The sequence below is a fragment of the Peribacillus sp. AS_2 genome, from assembly GCF_026891895.1.
GTDB lineage: Bacteria > Bacillota > Bacilli > Bacillales > DSM-1321 > Peribacillus > Peribacillus frigoritolerans.
In genome coordinates this window covers 246,019-267,196 of the sequence record NZ_JAPTGA010000002.1, presented here as the reverse complement: position 1 = coordinate 267,196, position 21,178 = coordinate 246,019, and the positions used below count along the sequence as shown (strand labels likewise).

The following is a 21,178-nucleotide window of genomic DNA, read 5'->3' as shown; positions in this document are numbered from 1 at the left end:
TTGTGCGTGGTATGATGATTCAAATCTAGTTGGAGGATTATGAGAAAGAATTTACTTTCTAGAAAGGGAGGTTAAATTGTGTTACATAAAGAGAATGTAAAAGTGTTAGACGATCAATCAGATTGGTTACAAAGCTACATTAGTTCTCCAGAAAAACAAGAACAACTATATAAAAGAACATTAATGGTTGTTGTCATATCCCAAATTTTTGGCGGTGCGGGACTTGCAGCAGGAATAACAGTGGGTGCACTTCTTGCACAACAAATGCTTGGCACAGATGCATTTGCTGGCCTTCCTTCGGGTTTATTTACTTTAGGGTCAGCAGGGGCTGCACTAATTGTTGGAAGACTATCACAGCGATTTGGACGTCGTTCTGGACTTGCTGCAGGATTTTTGGCCGGGGGTATCGGTGCCATTGGAGTAGTCATTTCAGCATTAACCAATAGTCTTCTACTTTTATTTATTTCACTGCTTATCTACGGGGCTGGATCAGCTACAAACCTACAAGCACGCTACGCAGGAACTGACTTGGCAAACTCAACACAAAGGGCAAAGGCTATTAGTATGGCCATGGTTTCCACCACATTCGGAGCTGTTGCAGGTCCAAACCTGGTGGATGTAATGGGTGAATTTGCGATATCCATGGGAATTCCTGCTTTAGCTGGTCCATTTATATTAGCAGCAGCAGCTTATATACTTGCTGGTTTGGTTCTCTTAATTTTACTTCGTCCTGATCCCTTTATTGTTGCAAAAGCAATATCAGATGCTCAAAGAACAACCAGCAATTCACTTTTAGAGGAAAATTCTAATTTGTTAACGATAAACAGGCGAGGAATTTTTGCGGGAGCTTCAGTAATGGTTCTAACTCAATTTGTAATGACGGCAATTATGACGATGACCCCCATACATATGGGACATCATGGACACGGATTGAATGATGTGGGACTTGTCATTGGGTTTCACATAGGTGCTATGTTTTTGCCTTCTTTAGTAACTGGTTTTCTTGTTGATAAAATTGGCCGTGCTATAATGGCCATTGCTTCTGCTATTACGTTACTTGCTTCTGGAATACTAGCTGCTATGGGACCTGCTGATTCGATCGTAGTTCTCATTACAGCACTTGCTTTACTTGGGCTTGGCTGGAATTTTGGTTTAATAAGTGGCACAGCAATCCTTGTAGATGCAACTTCACCATCTACTCGGGCTAAGACGCAGGGTTCTGTAGATGTTTGGATTGCTTTGTCAGGAGCATTAGGAGGAGGCTTATCTGGAATGGTTGTAGCACATTCAAGTTATGCAACCCTTTCAATTGCTGGTACTGTGCTTTCATTACTGCTTATTCCAATTGTTATTTGGGCAGGTAGCAATAAGAGTAGGATCTAACAAAATATAGATAACTGAAAATTTAATATATTATCATAGTGAAGGTAGCCTATTAAACTTTTAAAATAATTGGTAAACGTAATCAATTGCAAAATATAAAAAAGGGAATGTTTATAAATGGAAAATAAATTTGCGGATAGAGCTCGTTTAGTTAATTCTTCTGAGACACGTGAAATATTAAAAGTAACAGAAAGACCAGAAGTCATCTCTTTTGCGGGAGGCTTGCCAGCTCCAGAGTTGTTTCCTGTAGAAGCTCTTAAGAATGCATGCAGTGCTGTATTGGATGAAGAAGGTGCGGCTTCTCTTCAATATAGTACGACTGAAGGATATATTCCTTTAAGAGAAGCTATTAGTCAAAGAATGAAAGTTATTGGGATCAACTCAACTATTGAAAATGTTCTTATCACATCAGGGTCCCAGCAAGCAATCGACCTTACTGGAAGATTATTTATCAATGTGGGAGATACCATTATTTGTGAAAGCCCAACCTATCTTGCAGCAATTAATGCATACAAGGCATACAATGCCAAATTTGTTGAAGTAGCTATGGATGATGATGGAATGGTTATGGAAGAGCTAGAGAAAAAGCTGCAAGAGCATCCTAACACAAAATTCATCTATACTATTCCAGATTTCCAAAACCCTACAGGTCGCACATTAAAACTCGAAAGACGTAAAAGAATGATTGAGCTTGCTAATCAATATGATGTACTGGTTGTAGAGGATAATCCCTATGGTGCTGTAAGATTTGCTGGAGAGGAACTCCCGCCTGTGAAACATTTTGACACAGAGAGTAGAGTAATTTATATAAGCACTTTCTCTAAGATTTTTACTCCCGGTCTTCGACTTGGATGGATTTGTGCTGACGAATCTTTCATTGATAAGTATGTTGCTTTTAAGCAAACAGCTGACTTACATACTGACAGCTTTGCTCAAAGAATTACAGCAAAGTATATGGAACTTTACGATATCGAAGAGCACATTAATAAAATCAAAGCCGTTTATAAAGAAAGATGCACAGCTATGTTATCTTGTATTGAAGAATTTTTCCCAAAGAACTTGTCTTACAGTAAGCCAGAAGGTGGATTATTTATTTGGGTTGAGCTTCCTGAGGGCGTTGATTCAACACATATATTTACAGAGAGCTTGAAAAATAATGTTGCTTGTGTTCCTGGTGTGCCATTTTTTCCAAATAGTACACAAAAAAATACATTGCGTTTAAATTACTCAAATATGTCTAAAGAGAAAATCATTGAAGGTATGAAGCGTATGGGAGAAGTATTACATCGTGAATTAGAAACAACTCTTTTTGATTCAAAGCTGACAGTCTGATCGAGGAAGACACACAAAGAAACAAGGTCTTGTGCCCAAATTTTATATGTTTTATACATTTCCTTAAGTTGATGGGCTATATGCGAGGATATTTTCTCTACTACCAGCAATCAAACTTAAATTTTTAACTCAACAATATCATACTAAAAAATAGAGGGGATAAATAAAGATTGTATTTTGGCAGAATGATGAAAACAAAATTTGTTACAGAGGGAAAGCTCATATAGAAGAGAGCAATATAAAAAGGAAAAGCTCTTTCAAATGTACATTTATACAGCATTCACACGGTCGGAAGAAGGAAACAACTTGAACAATCCTGTAGTCATTGTTGGTGCTGATTTAAGTGGCCTACGGGCTGCGTCTCTACTTGCTGCACAGGGCATCAAATGTAAGGTTCTAGAGGCTAGAGATAGGATTGGCGGTAGGGTCTAGGGCACTTCTGACCTAAACAGACCTGACCTAGGCAAATTTGACCTCGGGCCGACATGGTTCTGGCCGCAGTATGAGGGCACTATTACCAACCTTGTTAAAGAATTGAATTTAGGAACTTTCGTCCAGTACACAAAAGGGGCAATGCTTTCAGAACGATTCCAAAACGAGCCACCAGAGCGTTATGTACTGCCAGCAATTTCTGGTGAAAGGTCGTTTCGACTCATAGGCCTTAACAATGGCCTATAGTCATTCATGTAAATTCTATATCAAACCAAACTTTAATCAGTTAAATTTAAATGATGTAACTTTATCTGCAGCTAAGAGATTAGAGCCACTTACTCCTTTCAAATATTTTAAACTTCCCTCACTTGACCAATCAATGTTTTGAATATTGGTTAAACTCTTAAAAATTTCAGTATTGTTCAATTGATTAGATGAAAAATTATAGTTCTCCGAAATAAAAGTGTTTTCTGCAATAGATAGAGCATTTAAACAAAATATATGAGTTAATCTATATTTTTTGTACTCGCTCCATTGGTTAGGCAATATATTTTTTATTTCATTAAAATAATAGAGTGAAATATTTTAAATTTTTTCTTTGGGTAATTCAGCTAAATCCGACTTTCTCGTCCATAATTTTAAAAAATTATGGATGTTTTGTGGTGTGATATGCTTTTCTTTATTTCTCTTAACAATAAGAATGTTCCAATACTGTAAAAGGGACTATCAGGATTAATAATAAGTTATGTTTTAATCCAACTAAGGTAATTGTTGTTTCTTTTCCAAATATTTGATTAATGTAGATCCAATTCTTTTAGCTTTTATCAAAAACTTAATTTCTTCATCTAAACAGTGAAAAATATTGAACCACACATTTAATATTGTACTATTTGTATATACTCCGATTCACCCAAATGCGAAGTTTTCACCTATTGAACTGCCAGTATTTAGGTGGGTTTTTTATCTCCCTGATAACCTCACTCTTCACCGAAGTTAAGCAATCATTTCATGGTTTCTACTATCAGTCCGGTAAAAACGAAGTCATATCTAGCCGATTGTGATAATTAAGGTATAATGATAGGGGAAAGATATTTTGTAACGGATTAGGTGAAGATGATCATGAAGCTAATCATTGCGGAGAAACCAGATCAAGGTTCAACGCTAGCGGCTCAATTTAAAACGAAAAAACAGCAAGGCTATATAGAAATCATGCCGAATGAACTTTTCCCCGATGGAGCTTATGTAACTTGGGCCGTCGGACATTTATGTCAACTTGTTTCGCCGGAAACCTATCATTCAAAATGGAAAAAATGGTCGATGGAAACGTTGCCGATGATTCCTGAGAAATTTCAATATGAAGTGACACGGCAAAAGGCAAAGCAATTCAATGTTGTGAAGACTTTGCTTAGGAAAACGGAAGTCGATGAAATCATTCATGCAGGTGATGCCGGGCGTGAAGGAGAATTGATTGTACGCAACATCGTTAACTTATGCAATGTCAATAAACCGATGAAACGTTTATGGATATCCTCTTTGACCCCGAAAGCGATTTATGAGGGATTTCAAAATTTGAAGAGCGAAGAAAAAACCAGGCCGCTTTATTATGAAGCGTATACGAGAGCTTGCGCGGACTGGGTTGTTGGAATGAATGCGTCGAGAGCGTATAGTATTTTGTTGAAACAAAGGGGCGTTTCGGATGTGTTTTCAGCTGGAAGGGTTCAGACACCGACTCTTGCTTTGATAGTGAAGCGGGAAATGGAAATTGAGCAATTCAAGTCTGAGCCGTTCTGGGAAGTGTTCGCTGACTTCAAGATGGATGGAAAGAAATATCAGGGAAAATGGCAGCAGAACAATGATCCGAGAATAAAGACTAAAGAAATGGCTGATAAAATTGCCGCCTTTTGTAAGGGTAAGGAAGCTGAAATAGCGGATATGGATACTGAAAGGAAAGAATTTCAGCCGCCTTTGTTATTTAATCTATCATCATTGCAAGCTACAGTGAACAAGATTTATAAATATTCACCGAAACAGACGCTTGATATAGTACAAAGTTTATATCAAAAAGGGATCGTTTCTTATCCACGTTCAGATTCCAATTATGTAACGGAGGGGGAAGCCGAAACATTTCCCGATATCTTGCAAAAACTAAGCGGATTTTCAGAATATGAATCCCTGTTTCCTTTGCCACAACCGAACATCATGAATAATAAAAGGTTTGTAAATGAAAAAAAAGTGACTGATCACTATGCCATTATTCCGACGGAGCAGGTAACCGACCCAAAGCGGCTTTCCGCTGAAGAACGGAATATATATGACTTGGTTGTTCGCCGGTTGATTGCGGCCCATTATGAGAAGGCCATTTTCGATTACACCACCATTAAAACGCTCGTCGATAAGCGGGCCGAATTCATTTCTAAAGGCAAGCAGCAGATCCAAGAGGGATGGCGCAAAGTGATTTTCCAAAATAATGACAAGGATGATGATGATATCATTTTGCCGTCCGTTTCCAAAGGGGATACTGGAAATGTCGCCAATATAAAGGTGAAAGAAGGAAAAACCCAACCTCCTAAGCGCTATACAGAGGGTCAGCTAATCACTTTGATGAAAACTGCCGGAAAGCATCTGGATAATGAAGAGTTAGAAAAAGTACTGATGAAAACCGAGGGTCTCGGTACCGAAGCAACTCGGGCTGGCATCATTACCATGCTCAAGGACCGTAAATACATCAATGTCAAAAAAAACCAGGTGTTTGCGACAGATAAAGGAAAAGTGCTGATTACTGCCATCGGGGAGAAAATCCTGGCTTCACCTGAAATGACAGCCAAATGGGAACAGCGTTTGAGGGAAATCGGTGAAGGAAAGGCTTCAGCTGGCGGATTTATGGAAGCTGTTAAAAAGATGTCGGCAAAAATCATCAGTGATGCCGTGGAATCATCGGAAAACTGGGATTTTCAAGGGCTGGATACTGAGTCGATTCAACGGAGCGGCTCTAAAAAAAGAAGCTCGGCATCTGTGGGCAGCTGTAAACTATGCGGTTCTAAGATTGTCGATAAAGGGGAATTCTATGGATGTGTAAGTTATCAAAAAACAAAGTGTAACTTCACCATCTCCAAAAAAATCCTTAATAAGAAAATCAGTCAAGCAAATATAAAAAAGCTGTTGGCGAGCGGTGAAACGGATCTGATAAGCGGTTTTAAAAAAGGGGAAAAAACCTTTGATGCCATTCTATCGTGGTCCGATGCTGAAAAGAAGATCAGTTTTACATTCCCAACAGAACAAAACATCAAGCAAACTTGAGAAGAAACATCATTAAAGGCGCCCTGAGACTTATATCTTCTTGTTTCGGGGCCGTTAATATAGTAAAATTTTTAGATATGCGTTTGAATGGGAGGATTCCGAATGCCTACACCGAGCATGGAGGATTACATAGAACAAATTTATTTACTTATTGAAGAAAAAGGGTATGCAAGAGTTTCCGATATTGCCGAAAATCTTTCCGTCCACCCATCTTCTGTTACAAAAATGGTACAAAAACTGGATCAGGAAAAATATTTGATATATGAAAAGTACCGGGGTCTGGTCTTAACCGCAAATGGGAAAAAAGTTGGTAAAAGGCTCGTATACCGCCATGAACTTTTAGAACAGATGCTAAGGTTGATTGGGGTCAAGGAAGAAAATATTTATCAGGATGTAGAGGGGATTGAACACCACCTTAGTTGGAATGCCATCGATAGGATTGGAGATCTGGTTGAATTCTTTGAAGAATCTCCAGACCGTGTCGAGGATTTACGAAAGATACAAAAAAGAAATGAAGAAAATTCAAAATAAGCTGCCGCTGGCAGTTTTTTTTATGTTTTAATATCATCTGTCTTCTTGAGCCGGGCATGGTTCATTTTACAAATAAGGTCTAAAGGGGAGTAACGTTTTAAAAGAGGATTTTTTAATTATGAACAGAATAGCTATAAAGAGGCCCCGGTATTTTGATTCGGGAAAACGAAGTGTTTTTGTGTTTTTCAGTAACTTATTGATTAGGGGTTAAATGGGAGGGTGAATTTCTTATGAATATACATACATGGCATAAAGAGTCGGAAAAGGAATGGGATGTTTTTGCACCTATGTGGGTGAAGAATTCGCAAGAAATGTGGGAAACGGGGAGTCGGAAAAACATCATTCCCTTTTTTTCTGAATATGTACCTTCGGGATTGAAGGTGGCTGACATAGGCTGTGGAGATGGAGTTGGTTCCTTGAAATTGGCCAAAGCGGGATTTAAAGTAACTGGAGTTGATTTATCCAATGTGATGATTGAATTTGCCAAGGGGAAAACCGCTCAACAACCAGGACTTTCTTTCCTGCAAGGGGATTTCTATAACCTTCCCTTCGAAGATGAAGAAATGGATGCAGCAATGGTCATTAATTCTTTGGAATATACGGGCGAACCATTAACGGTGATGAAGGAAATCCAACGGGTAATAAAGCCTGGAGGTTATGTCTGTTTTGGAATACTTGGTCCAACAGCTGAGCCGCGAAAAAAATTCAGCTTCCACCGGTTATTGGGAGATGAAGTCATCATGAATACCATGCAGCCGTGGGAATTTGAAAAAATGGCTTTAGAAACGGGATGGAAGGCAGTGGCTGATACCGGCGTTGCAAAGAGAGGGGTGGACTATGCAAAGCTGGGACATTTTTCAAAGGAATTAAAGCAAGCTGTATCGTTCATGTGGCTTTTCCTCCTGCAAAAAGAGGTGGGGCAGTGATGGGGAAGTATCAAATCGATCAATTCGTTGAAAAGACGAAGCAGCAGGATAAAGGGCAAGGATTATTCGAACTTGAAACGGAACGAATCTTGGAGATTAATTTGGAAAAGCAGATCTGGGCAAAAATGGGGACGATGGTTTCTTATCGAGGTCATGTTAAATTCGAGCGGGAAGGCATCTTGGAGCATGGTCTTGGTAAACTCTTTAAAAAAGCCTTAACTGGTGAGGGGGCATCCCTGATGAAAGCGACCGGAAGCGGCAAGCTATACGTCGCGGATCAAGGGAAGAAGATTTCCATTTTACAGTTAAATGGTGAATCGATCTGTGTTAACGGAAATGATTTACTCGCATTTGAGCCGGGGATTTCATGGGATATAAAAATGATGCGGCGCATTGCAGGGTTATTGGCGGGCGGATTGTTCAACGTAAGGCTCGAGGGGAGAGGCATGGTCGCATTCACTTCCCATTATGAGCCTCTTACTTTAATGGTGGAACCTGGGAATCCGGTTTATACCGACCCGAATGCCACAGTAGCATGGTCAGGGGAATTGCAGCCTGAATTCGTAACGGATGTTTCATTGAAGTCGTTTTTTGGAAGGGGAAGCGGCGAATCCGTTCAAATGAAATTCGAAGGACAAGGATTTGTGGTGGTCCAACCTTTTGAAGAGGTATATTTCGGTAATAAGGAATCATGAAACAAACAACCTGAGTCAGATACTCAGGTTGTTTCCCATGATGATCGGATGTGTCTGCCATAAAAAAGCGATTCATTTCAAAGTGAAAGCTTCTTTTTTCTTACCCTTTCAATCCCACTCATAAGGGGTTGATTGGTAGACATAATAGTTCAGCCAATTCGAGAACATCAGGCTGCAATGGCTCTTCCAGCGGTGAAGAGGTATCCTGGTCGGATCGTTATCAGGAAAGTAATTTTCAGGGAGTTGTGTATTGATCCCGCGTTCCCTATCGCGCTTGTATTCTTCACCGAGGGTATCGGCATCATACTCGAAATGGCCGGTAACCATAATTCTTTTTCCATCAACTGAAGCAGCCATCAATACACCAGCTTGATCGGACTGTGCGAGAACCTTCAATTCAGGATGGTTAACTAATTTTTGATAGTCAATATCCGTATAGCGTGAATGAGGGGCCATAAAATAATCATCGAATCCGCGGACTAGATTTTCATTCGGTTCAAGAACCTCATGAGTGTATACCCCAAAGCATTTCTCTGGAAGTTCGTATTTGCCTATTCCATAATGATGGTACAGTGCAGCTTGTGCCCCCCAACAGATATGTAGGGTGGAAGTGACATTTTCACTTGACCAGTTCATGATGCTCTGCAGTTCTTCCCAATAATTAACGTCTGAAAACTCCAGCTTTTCCACTGGAGCGCCTGTAATGATCAAGCCGTCATATTTCTTTGTGCGAATATCATTAAATGATTTATAAAACTGATCTAAATGAAATTTACTTGTGTTCTTTGATTCATGTGTGCTTAAGCGCAGGAATGATATATTTACTTGAATGGGAGTATTGCCAAGAAAGCGCAATAACTGGGCCTCCGTTTTTTCTTTTTCTGGCATTAGGTTTAAAATTAATATATTCAATGGACGGATTTCCTGATTGGTAGCTCTTTGCTCATCCATTACGAAGATATTTTCCTGTTCTAAAATTTCCCTTGCTGGCAGTTGTTCCGGAATTCTGATTGGCATGATTAGCCTCCTTCTTCAAAAATCATAATATTTTAATTATATAGAAAATTATTGAATAGAAAAGCTATTTTAATAATTTCTTGTAAATCCCGAAGGAAATGGCCTGGGAATGGTAAAATGGGAAGATCGGAATACATTAACTATGAAGTTGGAGAGGTGTTTGGAGATTGTTTGATCCTACAGCATTTGAAAACATGAAAGTGGTATTGGAAGGAGCGGTTTACGATCGTGACTTCATTGGGGATATATTGGTCATAAACCGTGATGATATAGTGAATCTCTCAACCATGTCCAGATCATATAAGATCGAGATGGAATTGAAAAAAACAAACGCGCCCATTTCCATTAGCGGTGCCATTGAGCTACATGCTTCCCTACATAACCTAAGTTCGGAGTTACTCGATGCAGCTATCGATGATACGCATTCAGGCTGCACGGTCAATATATTCATTTCTTTTCCTAAAAAGATTGATGATGTGAATGCTGAGCAATTTATGAGTGAACTGGAAAAAATCTGGGGAGATCAGAGAATCATATCAGTGACGACCAGCGAAACGGTCAGTAAAAAAAAGCAACCCATTACTTCTTCTATATATAAAATTTCATTTGGAAGGCTTGTAAGAGAAGAGCAAATGGATGATTTGGAAGACATGGTAGAGTATTTGATTCAATCTATTCAAGCAGTGAAGATTCCTGGATGATAGGAAAAGGATTAAAGTTGGTAAACCTACCTTTAAATACGGTAAAATGAATCATCATACTAAAGGGAGAGATCATTCATGTCCATTTACGAATTTGAAGTCAATAAAATCAATGGCGAAACCATCTCGCTTGAGGAATATAAAGGGAAAGTGATGATTATAGTGAATACCGCAAGCAAATGCGGTTTTTCGCCACAGTATGATGATTTGCAAAGTCTGTATGTGCAATATAAAGAGGATGGGGTAGTCGTGCTTGGTTTTCCGTGTAATCAGTTTTTGAATCAGGAGCCTGGTGATGATCTGGAAATTGATTCATACTGCAAATTGAATCATGGTGTAACCTTCCCGATGTTCGCAAAAGTGAATGTCAAAGGCAAGGAAGCCCATCCCTTATTCAGCTATCTGACTGAAAATGCTCCTGGGGTGATGGGGTCCAAATCGATAAAATGGAATTTTACAAAGTTCTTGATTGATCGTAATGGAAATATCGTCAGCCGGTTTGCACCTAAAACAAAACCTCTGGAAATGGAAGAAGATATAAAAAAATTAATATGAAATATGAAATCGAGTCCAACGGAAAGTTTCTGTTGGGCTCTTTTCTTGAGGTGAGATATTTATTGCATGCATCCGTTTTTAAAAGGGGACAGATGGTTGGGATATTGAATATAATAGAAGACACAAATGAGGGGGGAAACCATGGAACGAATTGCATGGGTAACAGATAGTACGGGAACTTTAGATGAAGAATTATCATTGAATGAACATGTATACATCGTTCCGATGGTCGTCATCATCGATGGGAAGGAATATGAAGATGGCGTCGACCTATTACCTGAGGAATTATACCGGCGGATGAGTGAGGAAAAAATCACGGCAACCACGTCACAGCCCTCGGTCGGCCGATTCCAGGAATTATATAAGGAGCTTGAAAAACGCTATGATCGAATCATAGCCGTACATCTTTCCAGTGAATTGAGCGGGACGGTTTCTGCGAGCAGGCAAGCTGCACAAATGGTCACGATCCCTGTTGACGTTTTTGATACTTTACTTATTTCCTTTCCAATGCTATTAATCTTGAAACGGCTCATGCATTATATTGAAAATGGCGATTCCATCAATGAAGCATTCGTCAAAACGAGAATGTATGCGGATAACCATGAGACCTATGTAATGATAGGCTCTTTAGATCAGCTGCATCGGAGCGGCAGGTTAACAAACGCACAGTATATTCTAGGAAGCCTATTGAGCTTTAAACCCATCATTTCAATTGAAAATGGTGTGCTCCATACTAAATCTAAACCTCGGAACATTAAAAAAGCGGAAAAACAGATCTTCACTGATTTTCGCAGGTCAGTCGAAGCGGGAACAGTAAAGGAATGCACCATATTATATGGTGGAGTTTCGGAGCAGGCACAAAAATGGAAAAAGATGATTTCCGAAGAATTCCCTCATGTGTTGATCCATGTATCCCCACTGGGGAGCGCCATCGGGGTGCATACCGGTGAACAGACGATTGGGCTCAGTTGGTTCAATGAAGATTAAAGCACACCATTATTGAGAACCATGGTAAAATAAAAAGGACATGGAGTGGTGAAATGAAACAAACGATGATTGAGTTAACGGAGAAGTATGTATATGACCAATTGAATTCTGATGCCAGCGGCCATGATTGGTTCCATATCGATCGTGTTCGTAAGCTGGCTTTACATATTGCAAAAGAAGAACGAGTAGGAAATGAGTTCATCATTGAAATGGCGGCTCTGCTTCATGATATCCCTGATGATAAACTAAACCAGGAAGCCGATGGGGGCTGGAAAAAGCTTGATGCTTGGTTTGATGAAATAAAGTTGGATATTGATAGTGTTGATGCCATCAAACAGATCATCAATACAATTTCATTTAGTGCAGGGCAGATGAGGCTACCTTCGATAGAGGCTGAAATTGTTCAGGATGCGGACCGCTTGGATGCAATTGGTGCCATTGGCATAGCCAGGACATTTGCATTTGGCGGAAAGAAGGGACAGCTTATGTATGATCCTTCATTGCCCATTAGGGAAAACATGACCAAGAAGGAATACAGGAATGGAAAAAGCTCTTCCATTCATCACTTTCATGAAAAATTATTGCGCTTGCAAGACATGCTTAATACTTGTGCAGCCAAGAAGATTGCTAGTGAAAGGCATGAATATATGGTAGGATTTTTAGAGGAATTTAATAAGGAATGGGATGTACGATTATGAAAGTTTTTAGCATGGAACATGTAATGAAAACCCAAGGGGAAAAGCTGCTTTTTAAAGATGTCTCTTTTTCCATTACCGAAGGGGAAAAAATCGGGATCGTTGGGATAAACGGTACCGGTAAATCGACATTATTGAATATCATCGCAGGGCTGGAAGACAGTGATTTAGGAACGAAGGATCATCCGAATGATTATACGATTTCCTATCTGTCCCAAGATCCGCATTTTGATGAGAAATTGACGATCATGGAATATATGTATGAAAGTTCAACTCCTGTATTTTCGTTGATTAAAGAGTATGAAAAGACGCTCATTGAACTTCAAGTGGACCCGCAAAATAGCGCAATACAGGATCGTTTGTTAAAACAGCAGCAGGATATGGACACGCTAGGCGCCTGGGATACAAGTGCCAATGCCAGAACGATACTGACAAAGCTTGGACTTCCTGATCATTCAAGGAGACTGGGGGAACTGTCAGGCGGCCAAAAAAAACGTGCGGCCCTGGCAAAAACCTTGATTGAGAACCCTGATTTATTGATTTTGGATGAGCCTACGAACCATCTCGATTTTGAAAGCATTACTTGGCTTGAAGAATATTTAGGTAAATATCAAAAATCCGTTTTATTTGTAACCCATGATCGATATTTCCTTGATCGTGTGTCCAATAAGATTTGGGAAATCGCCCAGACCCAGCTTTTCGAATACAAAGGAAACTATGCGGATTATTTAGAATCAAAGGCCATTCGTGAAGAGAATGAATCGGCTGAAAGAACGAAAAAGGAAAGTCTATTCAAAAAAGAACTGGCCTGGATCCGTAAGGGTGCAAAGGCCCGGACAACGAAACAAAAGGCCAGGATCCAACGCTTCGAAACATTGGAATCAGGTGTAAAGGATAAGCAGAAAACCGAGAACCTGGAAATGGAATTAAGCGGTGCCCGTCTTGGGAAAAAAGTACTTGAGATGCAGGATGTATCTAAATCCTTCGGTGATCGAACCATCATCAACCATTTTTCCTTCCTCTTCAAACCAGGTGATCGAATTGGGATCGTCGGTAATAATGGCAGCGGAAAGTCAACCTTGTTGAATATCCTTGCAGGTAGGGAATCCATAGATGAAGGAAACCTGGAAAAAGGGCAAACCGTGAAAATAGGGTACTATACGCAAGAAAGCGTCGATATGGATGAGAATTTGCGCATGATAGAGTATATTCGGGAAACGGCGGATTCAATCGCCCTTAAAGATGGTAGTTTCATATCGGCTGCGCAGATGCTTGAAAGGTTCTTATTTCCAATGGGATCGCATGGGACACCAATTCGTAAGCTGTCCGGTGGGGAGAAAAGGCGATTATATCTCCTTAACATATTGATGTCGGCACCTAATGTCCTGCTTTTGGATGAACCGACGAATGATCTGGACACGCAAACCTTGACCGTTCTTGAGGATTATTTAGAAACGTTTTCAGGTGTAGTCATTACTGTCTCACATGATAGGTATTTCTTGGATAAAACGTGCCACCAGCTTCTTGTTTTCAAGAATAAAGGTGACATTGACTTTTATTACGGCTCATATTCAGAGTTCTTGGAAGACAAGACGGAAGAGGCTGTGCCAGTAAAAGCACCAGAGCCACAGATGAACCGGACCGAAAAGAAAAAGAAAAAACTGACCTATGCGGAAAGTAAGGAATGGGAAGAGATAGAAGGGAACATGGAGCGGGCCGAGCTGCGCTTGAAAGACATAACATCAGAAATGTCAGCAGCGGGAAGCGATTTTGAAAAAGTCCGCCTGCTTCTTGAAGAAGAAAAGGAACTAACGGATAAATTAGACCATTTGATGGAAAGATGGGCGTATTTAGCGGAAAAATTGGAAGAAGAATGAGCGTGGTGACTGGTCCAAGGATGTAAACTTGGATCAGTCTTTTTTTTGCCAATCTCAATTGCATGAGAATCTGTTTGCGATGTGATAATATCTAGTACATGGAAACGTCTTGTAAAAGGAGAGAAATGCATTGAAAATAAAGTCGATAGAACCTACACCAAGTCCGAATACAATGAAAATCAATTTAACAGAAGAGCTATTAGCTGGTAAAAGCAATAATTATAAGAAAGATCAAGCTGACCAGGCACCCAAGCTGATAAGGGATTTATTTACGATCGAGGGAGTGAAAGGGGTATATCATGTTGCGGACTTCTTAGCCGTTGAGCGAAACGCGAAATATGATTGGAAAGATATCTTGGTCCAAATCCGTCAGGTCTTTGGAGAAAAAACCGAGGAACAAAATCAACAAGGGGCATTAAATGAACATTACGGTGAAGTAACTGTTGCCATTCAACAATTCAAGGGCATTCCGATGCAAATTAAAGCAAGTGATAGTCAACAGGAAAAACGTTTTGCCTTACCGGAATATTTCATAAAGGGCATTGCCGCAGCCCAAAAAGAAGATGATAATGTAGTCCTGCTTCGAAAATGGAAGGATTATGGCGTAAGATATGGTGATATGGAAGATATCGTGAAGGAAGTATCAGATGAACTGATCGCAGCTTATCCGGAAGATCGAATTAATCGGCTAGTTGCAGCTGCACAAGAAATGGCCGATACGAAGGAAGCAATTTTGAAACGTCCAAAAATTAAACTGACTGCAGAAATGCTGAATGATGAAAGTTGGGAAAAGCGTTATCAGGCTTTAGAACAAATGGAAGATCCTACGGTTGATGATATTCCAGTATTGGATATGGCACTCTCCGACAGTAAAGTCTCCATTCGAAGGCTCGCGGTAGTATACTTGGGTATGATTGAAGATAGAAAAGTGCTTCCGAGCTTGTATAAAGCCTTGAAAGATAAAAGTGCGGCCGTAAGACGTACTGCTGGTGATTGTTTATCAGATCTTGGCTTTGAAGAAGCGATGGGAGAAATGTCTCAATCACTTTCGGATAAAAATAAATTGGTTAGATGGCGGGCCGCGATGTTTTTATACGAAGTGGGAAATGAAACGACCCTCCCTTATCTTAAACAAGCGGAACAGGATCCTGAATTCGAAGTGGCCCTGCAGGTCAAGATGGCCATAGACCGTATAGAAAATGGCGAAGAAGCAAAAGGTTCGGTTTGGAAGCAAATGACAGAATCAAGACAAGCGAATGACAAGTGATTTGAAATGACCCAGGAAAAAGGCATGCGGCTGATATAATCCGCATGCCTTATTATTTTTTTTAGGATCTTTTCGTAAAGATTGTTGTTTTTAAAACGAAACTATTTTAGGTTGATTGGAGCGGAAGTGCGAGACTCCTGCGGAAGCAGCGGGACAGGTGAGACCCCACAGGCGTTTACGCCGAGGAGGCTCACCGCCCGCACCAAGGAAAGCGAGCACCTGGAGGGGAAATCAACCACACTGCACACTTCGTAAATAGCAACAAAGTATGCAAAAACAGCCTTTTTTTAAAATCATTTCCAATCGTTTGAAATGGTTACCCTGAGGTCGAATCTATAAATTGGAACTCTATTATTTTAGTAAAATGATTTTTGTAGAAATTTAGTGAAGAATGGTTGCATTTGTCTATAAATATGTTAGAATTTTTAGAGTATACTAAAAATTATATTATTCTGAATCATTAAACATTTAGCGGAAATTGGGGGTACAACAAATGTCTACATCAAATATGAGAAGTGACATGATTACAAAAGGGGTCGATCGAGCTCCACATAGAAGTCTGTTGCGTGCAGCAGGGGTTAAAGAAGAAGATTTCGGTAAACCGTTCATCGCGGTTTGTAATTCATACATCGATATCGTTCCAGGTCATGTCCACCTTCAGGAATTCGGAAAAATTGTGAAGGAAGCGATTCGCGAAGCGGGCGGTGTTCCTTTCGAATTTAATACGATCGGGGTAGACGATGGAATTGCAATGGGTCATATTGGTATGCGCTATTCCTTGCCAAGCCGTGAAATCATCGCAGATTCCGTGGAAACTGTTGTATCGGCACATTGGTTTGACGGTATGGTGTGCATTCCAAACTGTGACAAGATAACGCCGGGAATGATGATGGGAGCACTTCGTGTCAATATTCCTACAATATTCGTAAGCGGCGGACCCATGAAAGCAGGTAAAGATAAAAATGGTAAATCTCTTTCATTAACATCCGTTTTTGAAGGGGTCGGTGCTTATCAAGCAGGTAATATCAATGAAGAGGATTTGCAGGAGATCGAGCAAGTTGCATGCCCTACTTGCGGTTCTTGTTCAGGAATGTTCACAGCAAACTCTATGAACTGCCTGGCTGAAGGATTGGGACTTGCGCTACCGGGAAATGGAACGATTTTGGCGGTAGCAGAAGAACGTAAGGAATTCGTTAAGAAATCCGCTAAACAGTTGATGGAGATAATCAAACAGGATATCAAGCCTCGTGATATCGTGACGATTGATGCAATTGATAACGCATTTGCCTTGGATATGGCGATGGGCGGTTCGACGAACACCGTGCTTCATACGCTTGCATTGGCACATGAAGCAGGTTTTGAATATCCGATGGAACGCATAAATGAAATAGCTAACCGCGTACCGCATCTAGCGAAAATTGCACCGGCATCCGATTACCATATTGAAGATGTACATAATGCCGGTGGTGTAAGTGCCGTCATTAATGAGTTGCTCAAAAAACCAGGTGCGTTTAATGGAGATTGCCTTTCTGTCTCAGGTAAGACGCTCCGCGAAAATGTTGCCGGTTGTGAAATATTGGACAAGGATGTAATCCATCCATTGGATAATCCGCATTCTGAGCGTGGCGGGCTTGCGGTATTGTTCGGTAACCTTGCTCCTCAAGGCTCCATCGTAAAAGTGGGCGCTGTTGACGCATCAGTTGGTGGCTATCACAGGGGTCCGGCCATTTGTTTCGATTCCCAGGAAGATGCACTTTCCGGAATCATTACCGGAAAGGTTAAAGAAGGGGATGTAGTGGTCATTCGTTACGAAGGGCCTAAAGGTGGGCCGGGAATGCCGGAAATGTTGGCACCCACTTCCCAAATCGTCGGGAGGGGACTTGGAGCGAAAGTCGGTTTGATCACTGATGGCCGCTTTTCAGGAGCATCGCGAGGCATCAGCATTGGTCATATATCCCCCGAAGCAGCTGAGGGAGGCCCGATCGCCTTTGTTGAAGATGGAGATATCATCGAATTGGATTTGAATAATCGTAAAATCCAATTGGAAATTTCCGATGAAGAATTCGAAAAACGCAAAGCCAACTGGAAAGGCTTCGAGTCAAAGGTCAGGACTGGCTATTTAGCACGGTATTCCAAACTTGTGACGAATGCCAGCTCAGGCGGAGTGATGAAAGTTTAAGTTTAAAGGGAAGACTAAAACATGGTGGCAGAAGGAAACTGGATTTCTGTCACCATGTTTCTTTGTGAAGAAAAATGAAATTTTACAAAGCTTTAAGCGTCATTTTTGCATATGTACTGAAGTATATAGTATCATTATACTAATTGAAGAATTGTAACCAAGGAGGTTTTTTTATGTCGATGGCATATGATGAATATATGAAACAAATGGTGAAACCAATGCGTGCGGAACTGGTGCAGGCAGGTTTTGATGAGTTGGAATCCGCTGAAGCGGTTGAAAACTTTATGGAATCGGTGGAAGGTACGACACTTGTGGTCGTGAATTCAGTTTGCGGCTGTGCTGCCGGGTTAGCCCGTCCAGCTGCTACTCAAGCCGTACTCCAAGCGGACAATAAGCCAGATCATTTGGTAACTGTATTCGCAGGCCAAGATAAGGAAGCGACAGCTAAAATGCGCGAATACTTCGATGGAATAGAACCTTCTTCACCATCCATGGCTCTTTTAAAGGGCAAAGAGGTCGTACATTTCATTCCTCGCCATGATATAGAAGGACAGCCAATGGAAGCCATCATGGAAAATTTATTGGCAGCGTTCAGTAAGTAAATAAGTGATGAAGCGGAATGTCCTGGTAAAACAGGGCATTCTTTTCAAATTTTAAGAGAGTATGAAGGGGTAGGATTCATGTTTGTCACAACAGTAGGAAGAGCCGATAAAGAAACGATGATATTAGCCAAAAGGTTAGCTGAAGAATTGCAAATCCCCTTTATAGCAAGAAGAAAACGATCGGTGAGTGATATCCAAGCGGAACATAATGAAGATGATTGCCTTGTTTTTGGTAAAAAGCGGATGGAGTTATATCGATATCAGGAAAAAGAACCATTCTTTTTTCATCCGAACCTGGCGATGATCCGTATAAAAAGAATAATGCGCGGAGAGAGTGATCCATTTCTCATTGCCGGAGATATAAATGAAGGGAACACTGTGCTTGATTGTACCTTGGGATTGGGCTCTGATGCGATTGTCGCAAGTTTCGCGGTGGGTGAACATGGACGGGTTGTCGGATTGGAAGGAAATCAATATTTGGCCTTGCTCGTGGACCGTGGAATGAAAACATGGGAGGATGCAGAAGAAAAAATGAATTCTGCGATGAGAAGAATAGAGGTCAGGCAGGGTGACCATTACGAAATATTGAAAACATTGCCGGATAATCATTTTGATGTCGTATATTTCGATCCCATGTTTGAAGAAACGATTCAGGAATCGAATGGTATCAGGGGACTGACTCATTTTGCGGATGGTAAGGATCTATCGGTTGAAATAATGAAAGAAGCCAAGCGGGTTGCGAGCAATAGAGTCGTGTTGAAAGACCATTACCGCAGCTCCCGCTTTGAGGAATTTGGATTTGAGGTACTAAAAAGAAAAACATCCAAATTCCATTTTGGCTTCATTTCCATCCAGTGATCACGATTTATAATCTGTTTCGTCCAGACCCATGGCACAGCCTTCCCGGCTTGAATCGGCAGCACCATAGTTCGAGCCATCGGGGTTGATTTGAATCGCTTGGACATTCCCTATTGAGTGGGGAACTTCATTAAAGGCGAAGCCCATTGATTCCAAGTGGCCTTTGCTAGTCATATCCATTCCAGGCTCCCATTCAATATGAGGCCCCATCGGAGTGAAAATTCTAGGTTCTTCGATGGCTGCTTTCAAATCCATTTTTAAATCGAGTACATTAATGATCGTTTGTACGACTGAACTGATGATGGTTGGTCCTCCTGGTGACCCTAACGTCAAGATCGGCTCGCCGTCCTTAAAGATGATGGTCGGGCTTTTACAGCTGACTGGGCGTTTATTGGGCTGCACTTCATTCATGCCGCCAGGAATGGAATCAAAATCAGTCAGTTCGTTATTCAGCATGAAACCATAGTCGGAAACCATGATGCCTGATCCGAATGGATGTTCCACTGTAGAAGTGCATGCTGCGATATTACCCCATCTGTCACGGACAGTGAAGTGCGTCGTTTCACTGATCTCTTCTTCATTAGGTTGCGGAATGACTTCCCTTTGTTGCACGGAATCATAAATCCAAGGGTTTCCGAAGTCAATGGCATTATTTCTTGACTTGAAATTAATGAATGAGCGGCGTTTAGCTATATACTCATCATGCATGAGCCCCGCCAATGGCAATTCGGCAAATTCGGGATCAGCGAGAAATGCTTTTTTATCTGTAAATGCCAGACGCATCGCTTCTGCGATTAAATAATATTTTTCCCAAGAACGGGCGTCATATTGTTCGATTTGGAAGCTTTCCAGAATTTTCAGGATTTGAATGACCGTGAATCCGCCGGCACTTGGCGCATTTGATGAAGCAATTAAATAATCCTTATAAGTCCCATACATTGGTACATCGATAGTAGCTTTATAGCCCTTTAAATCAGAAAGCTCCATGAACCCTCCAAGTTCTTGTATGCAGGAAATGATGCCCTCTCCGATTTCACCTTCATAAAAAGCGGAAATTCCTTCACGTTGTAATATCCGATAGGTATTCGCCAATTTTTCTTTAATCAGCAAATCGCCATCCTGATAGGGTTTTCCGTTTGGTATGAAGAACTTGCGCGCTTCATCGCCCAATCGATATTCAAAGTTTTTAAGAGCATCGCATAGAACCCAATTGACGGGAACTCCTTTTTCAGCAAATTCGATGGATGGCTCGATAAGTTCTGCCAATGGCTTGCTGCCATTTTCGGCGAGTGCTTCATCCATAGCTTTCAGTATTCCAGGAATGCCAACCGCTGTTGCTTTGATAGATCTCTCTTTAAAAGGGATGACTTCCCCTTTTTCATCAAGAAACATGTCTCGATGTGCGGCTTTAGGTGCCCTTACATGGCCGTCGTATATTTTCGTTTCCTTATCTTTTGCATTATATACCATAAGAAAACCACTTCCGCCGATACCAGTCATCATTGGTTCAACAACATTTAGGGCAAATTGGATGGCGACGGCCGCATCGACAGCATTTCCACCTTCACGTAATATTTTTTCCCCTATTGAAGTTGCGACAGGATGAGCTGTAACGACCATTCCGGAGCTCCCTTTCGCAGTTTCCCTTTTGTAATCCTTATCTTTTATTTTCTCATTGTTGTTTTCCAAAATGATTCCTCCATTATTCAGTCCTTTTATCTGCCAAAAAGGTAAACTTATGTTTGAGTGAAAAGAAAACCTTGTCATTGTAGAAAAATGACAAGGAGATTTTTCGTAGGTATTCATTTATTCTTAATCAGCAAATGATAAATATACGAAAAATG

Annotated in this window: 18 protein-coding genes; 16 read left to right on the top strand and 2 right to left on the bottom strand. The window is 40.8% G+C overall.

The features are described 5' to 3' along the window. Positions 1 to 78 precede the first annotated feature (78 nt). The 7 genes from OTG27_RS04075 (at position 79) to OTG27_RS04045 (ending at position 8,596) form a co-directional block, all read left to right on the top strand. Complete coding sequence (locus OTG27_RS04075; RefSeq protein ID WP_268936289.1) at positions 79 to 1,383, top strand: MFS transporter; 1,305 nt, start codon at positions 79 to 81, stop codon at positions 1,381 to 1,383. A 117-nt stretch (positions 1,384 to 1,500) separates the two neighbouring features. Beyond that, positions 1,501 to 2,715 (top strand): aminotransferase-like domain-containing protein, encoded by a 1,215-nt coding sequence (locus OTG27_RS04070; protein ID WP_268936288.1) that lies wholly within the window; start codon positions 1,501 to 1,503, stop codon positions 2,713 to 2,715. A 261-nt stretch (positions 2,716 to 2,976) separates the two neighbouring features. Next, positions 2,977 to 3,147: an NAD(P)-binding protein gene (locus OTG27_RS26630; RefSeq protein WP_374941236.1), complete on the top strand. Its 171-nt coding sequence runs from the start codon at positions 2,977 to 2,979 to the stop codon at positions 3,145 to 3,147. Between the two features lie 1,119 nt (positions 3,148 to 4,266). Further along, positions 4,267 to 6,444 (top strand): DNA topoisomerase III, encoded by a 2,178-nt coding sequence (locus tag OTG27_RS04060; protein WP_268936287.1) that lies wholly within the window; start codon positions 4,267 to 4,269, stop codon positions 6,442 to 6,444. 102 nt (positions 6,445 to 6,546) lie between these two features. Then, positions 6,547 to 6,975, top strand: a complete 429-nt coding sequence (gene mntR, locus OTG27_RS04055) for a transcriptional regulator MntR (protein ID WP_048687667.1) — start codon at positions 6,547 to 6,549, stop codon at positions 6,973 to 6,975. A 230-nt stretch (positions 6,976 to 7,205) separates the two neighbouring features. After that, a complete protein-coding gene (locus OTG27_RS04050; protein ID WP_268936286.1) occupies positions 7,206 to 7,901 on the top strand; it encodes a class I SAM-dependent methyltransferase in 696 nt (231 codons plus the stop codon). After that, the gene (locus OTG27_RS04045; protein ID WP_098864242.1) at positions 7,901 to 8,596 is read left to right on the top strand and encodes an AIM24 family protein; all 696 of its coding nucleotides are present in this window, start codon (positions 7,901 to 7,903) and stop codon (positions 8,594 to 8,596) included. Before OTG27_RS04050 ends, OTG27_RS04045 begins: the two co-directional genes overlap by 1 nt. Before the next feature lie 108 nt (positions 8,597 to 8,704). Here the strand turns inward: OTG27_RS04045 and metA are convergent, their stop codons facing one another. Next, positions 8,705 to 9,613, bottom strand: coding sequence for a homoserine O-acetyltransferase MetA (gene metA, locus OTG27_RS04040; protein WP_057277307.1), 909 nt, complete (start codon positions 9,611 to 9,613; stop codon positions 8,705 to 8,707). Between the two features lie 167 nt (positions 9,614 to 9,780). Here metA and OTG27_RS04035 point away from each other — a divergent pair, with 167 nt between their 5' ends. From OTG27_RS04035 to OTG27_RS03995, 9 genes are all read left to right on the top strand, one after another. After that, positions 9,781 to 10,314, top strand: a complete 534-nt coding sequence (locus OTG27_RS04035; RefSeq protein ID WP_268936285.1) for a hypothetical protein — start codon at positions 9,781 to 9,783, stop codon at positions 10,312 to 10,314. Between the two features lie 78 nt (positions 10,315 to 10,392). Then, positions 10,393 to 10,869: a glutathione peroxidase gene (locus OTG27_RS04030; protein WP_034307586.1), complete on the top strand. Its 477-nt coding sequence runs from the start codon at positions 10,393 to 10,395 to the stop codon at positions 10,867 to 10,869. Positions 10,870 to 11,010: 141 nt separating this feature from the next. Continuing rightward, the gene (locus OTG27_RS04025) at positions 11,011 to 11,856 is read left to right on the top strand and encodes a DegV family protein (protein ID WP_145504779.1); all 846 of its coding nucleotides are present in this window, start codon (positions 11,011 to 11,013) and stop codon (positions 11,854 to 11,856) included. 53 nt (positions 11,857 to 11,909) lie between these two features. After that, entirely contained in the window at positions 11,910 to 12,554 is a 645-nt protein-coding gene (locus tag OTG27_RS04020) for an HD domain-containing protein (protein WP_268936284.1), read from the top strand. Beyond that, positions 12,551 to 14,428, top strand: a complete 1,878-nt coding sequence (locus OTG27_RS04015; RefSeq protein WP_268936283.1) for an ABC-F family ATP-binding cassette domain-containing protein — start codon at positions 12,551 to 12,553, stop codon at positions 14,426 to 14,428. The genes OTG27_RS04020 and OTG27_RS04015 overlap by 4 nt, the downstream gene beginning before the upstream one ends. Positions 14,429 to 14,558: 130 nt before the next feature. Next, positions 14,559 to 15,695 carry a conserved virulence factor C family protein gene (locus OTG27_RS04010; protein ID WP_268936282.1) on the top strand — a complete coding sequence of 379 codons (1,137 nt, stop codon included), beginning with the start codon at positions 14,559 to 14,561 and terminating at the stop codon, positions 15,693 to 15,695. 508 nt (positions 15,696 to 16,203) lie between these two features. Then, a complete protein-coding gene (ilvD, locus tag OTG27_RS04005; protein ID WP_034311212.1) occupies positions 16,204 to 17,874 on the top strand; it encodes a dihydroxy-acid dehydratase in 1,671 nt (556 codons plus the stop codon). A 173-nt stretch (positions 17,875 to 18,047) separates the two neighbouring features. Continuing rightward, positions 18,048 to 18,476 carry a BrxA/BrxB family bacilliredoxin gene (locus OTG27_RS04000; RefSeq protein WP_057277313.1) on the top strand — a complete coding sequence of 143 codons (429 nt, stop codon included), beginning with the start codon at positions 18,048 to 18,050 and terminating at the stop codon, positions 18,474 to 18,476. 78 nt (positions 18,477 to 18,554) lie between these two features. Further along, the gene (locus OTG27_RS03995) at positions 18,555 to 19,334 is read left to right on the top strand and encodes a class I SAM-dependent methyltransferase (RefSeq protein WP_268936281.1); all 780 of its coding nucleotides are present in this window, start codon (positions 18,555 to 18,557) and stop codon (positions 19,332 to 19,334) included. On the opposite strand, the gene ggt is transcribed toward OTG27_RS03995, so the two are convergent. Beyond that, a complete protein-coding gene (ggt, locus tag OTG27_RS03990; RefSeq protein ID WP_240520744.1) occupies positions 19,335 to 21,023 on the bottom strand; it encodes a gamma-glutamyltransferase in 1,689 nt (562 codons plus the stop codon). Positions 21,024 to 21,178: the final 155 nt, after the last annotated feature.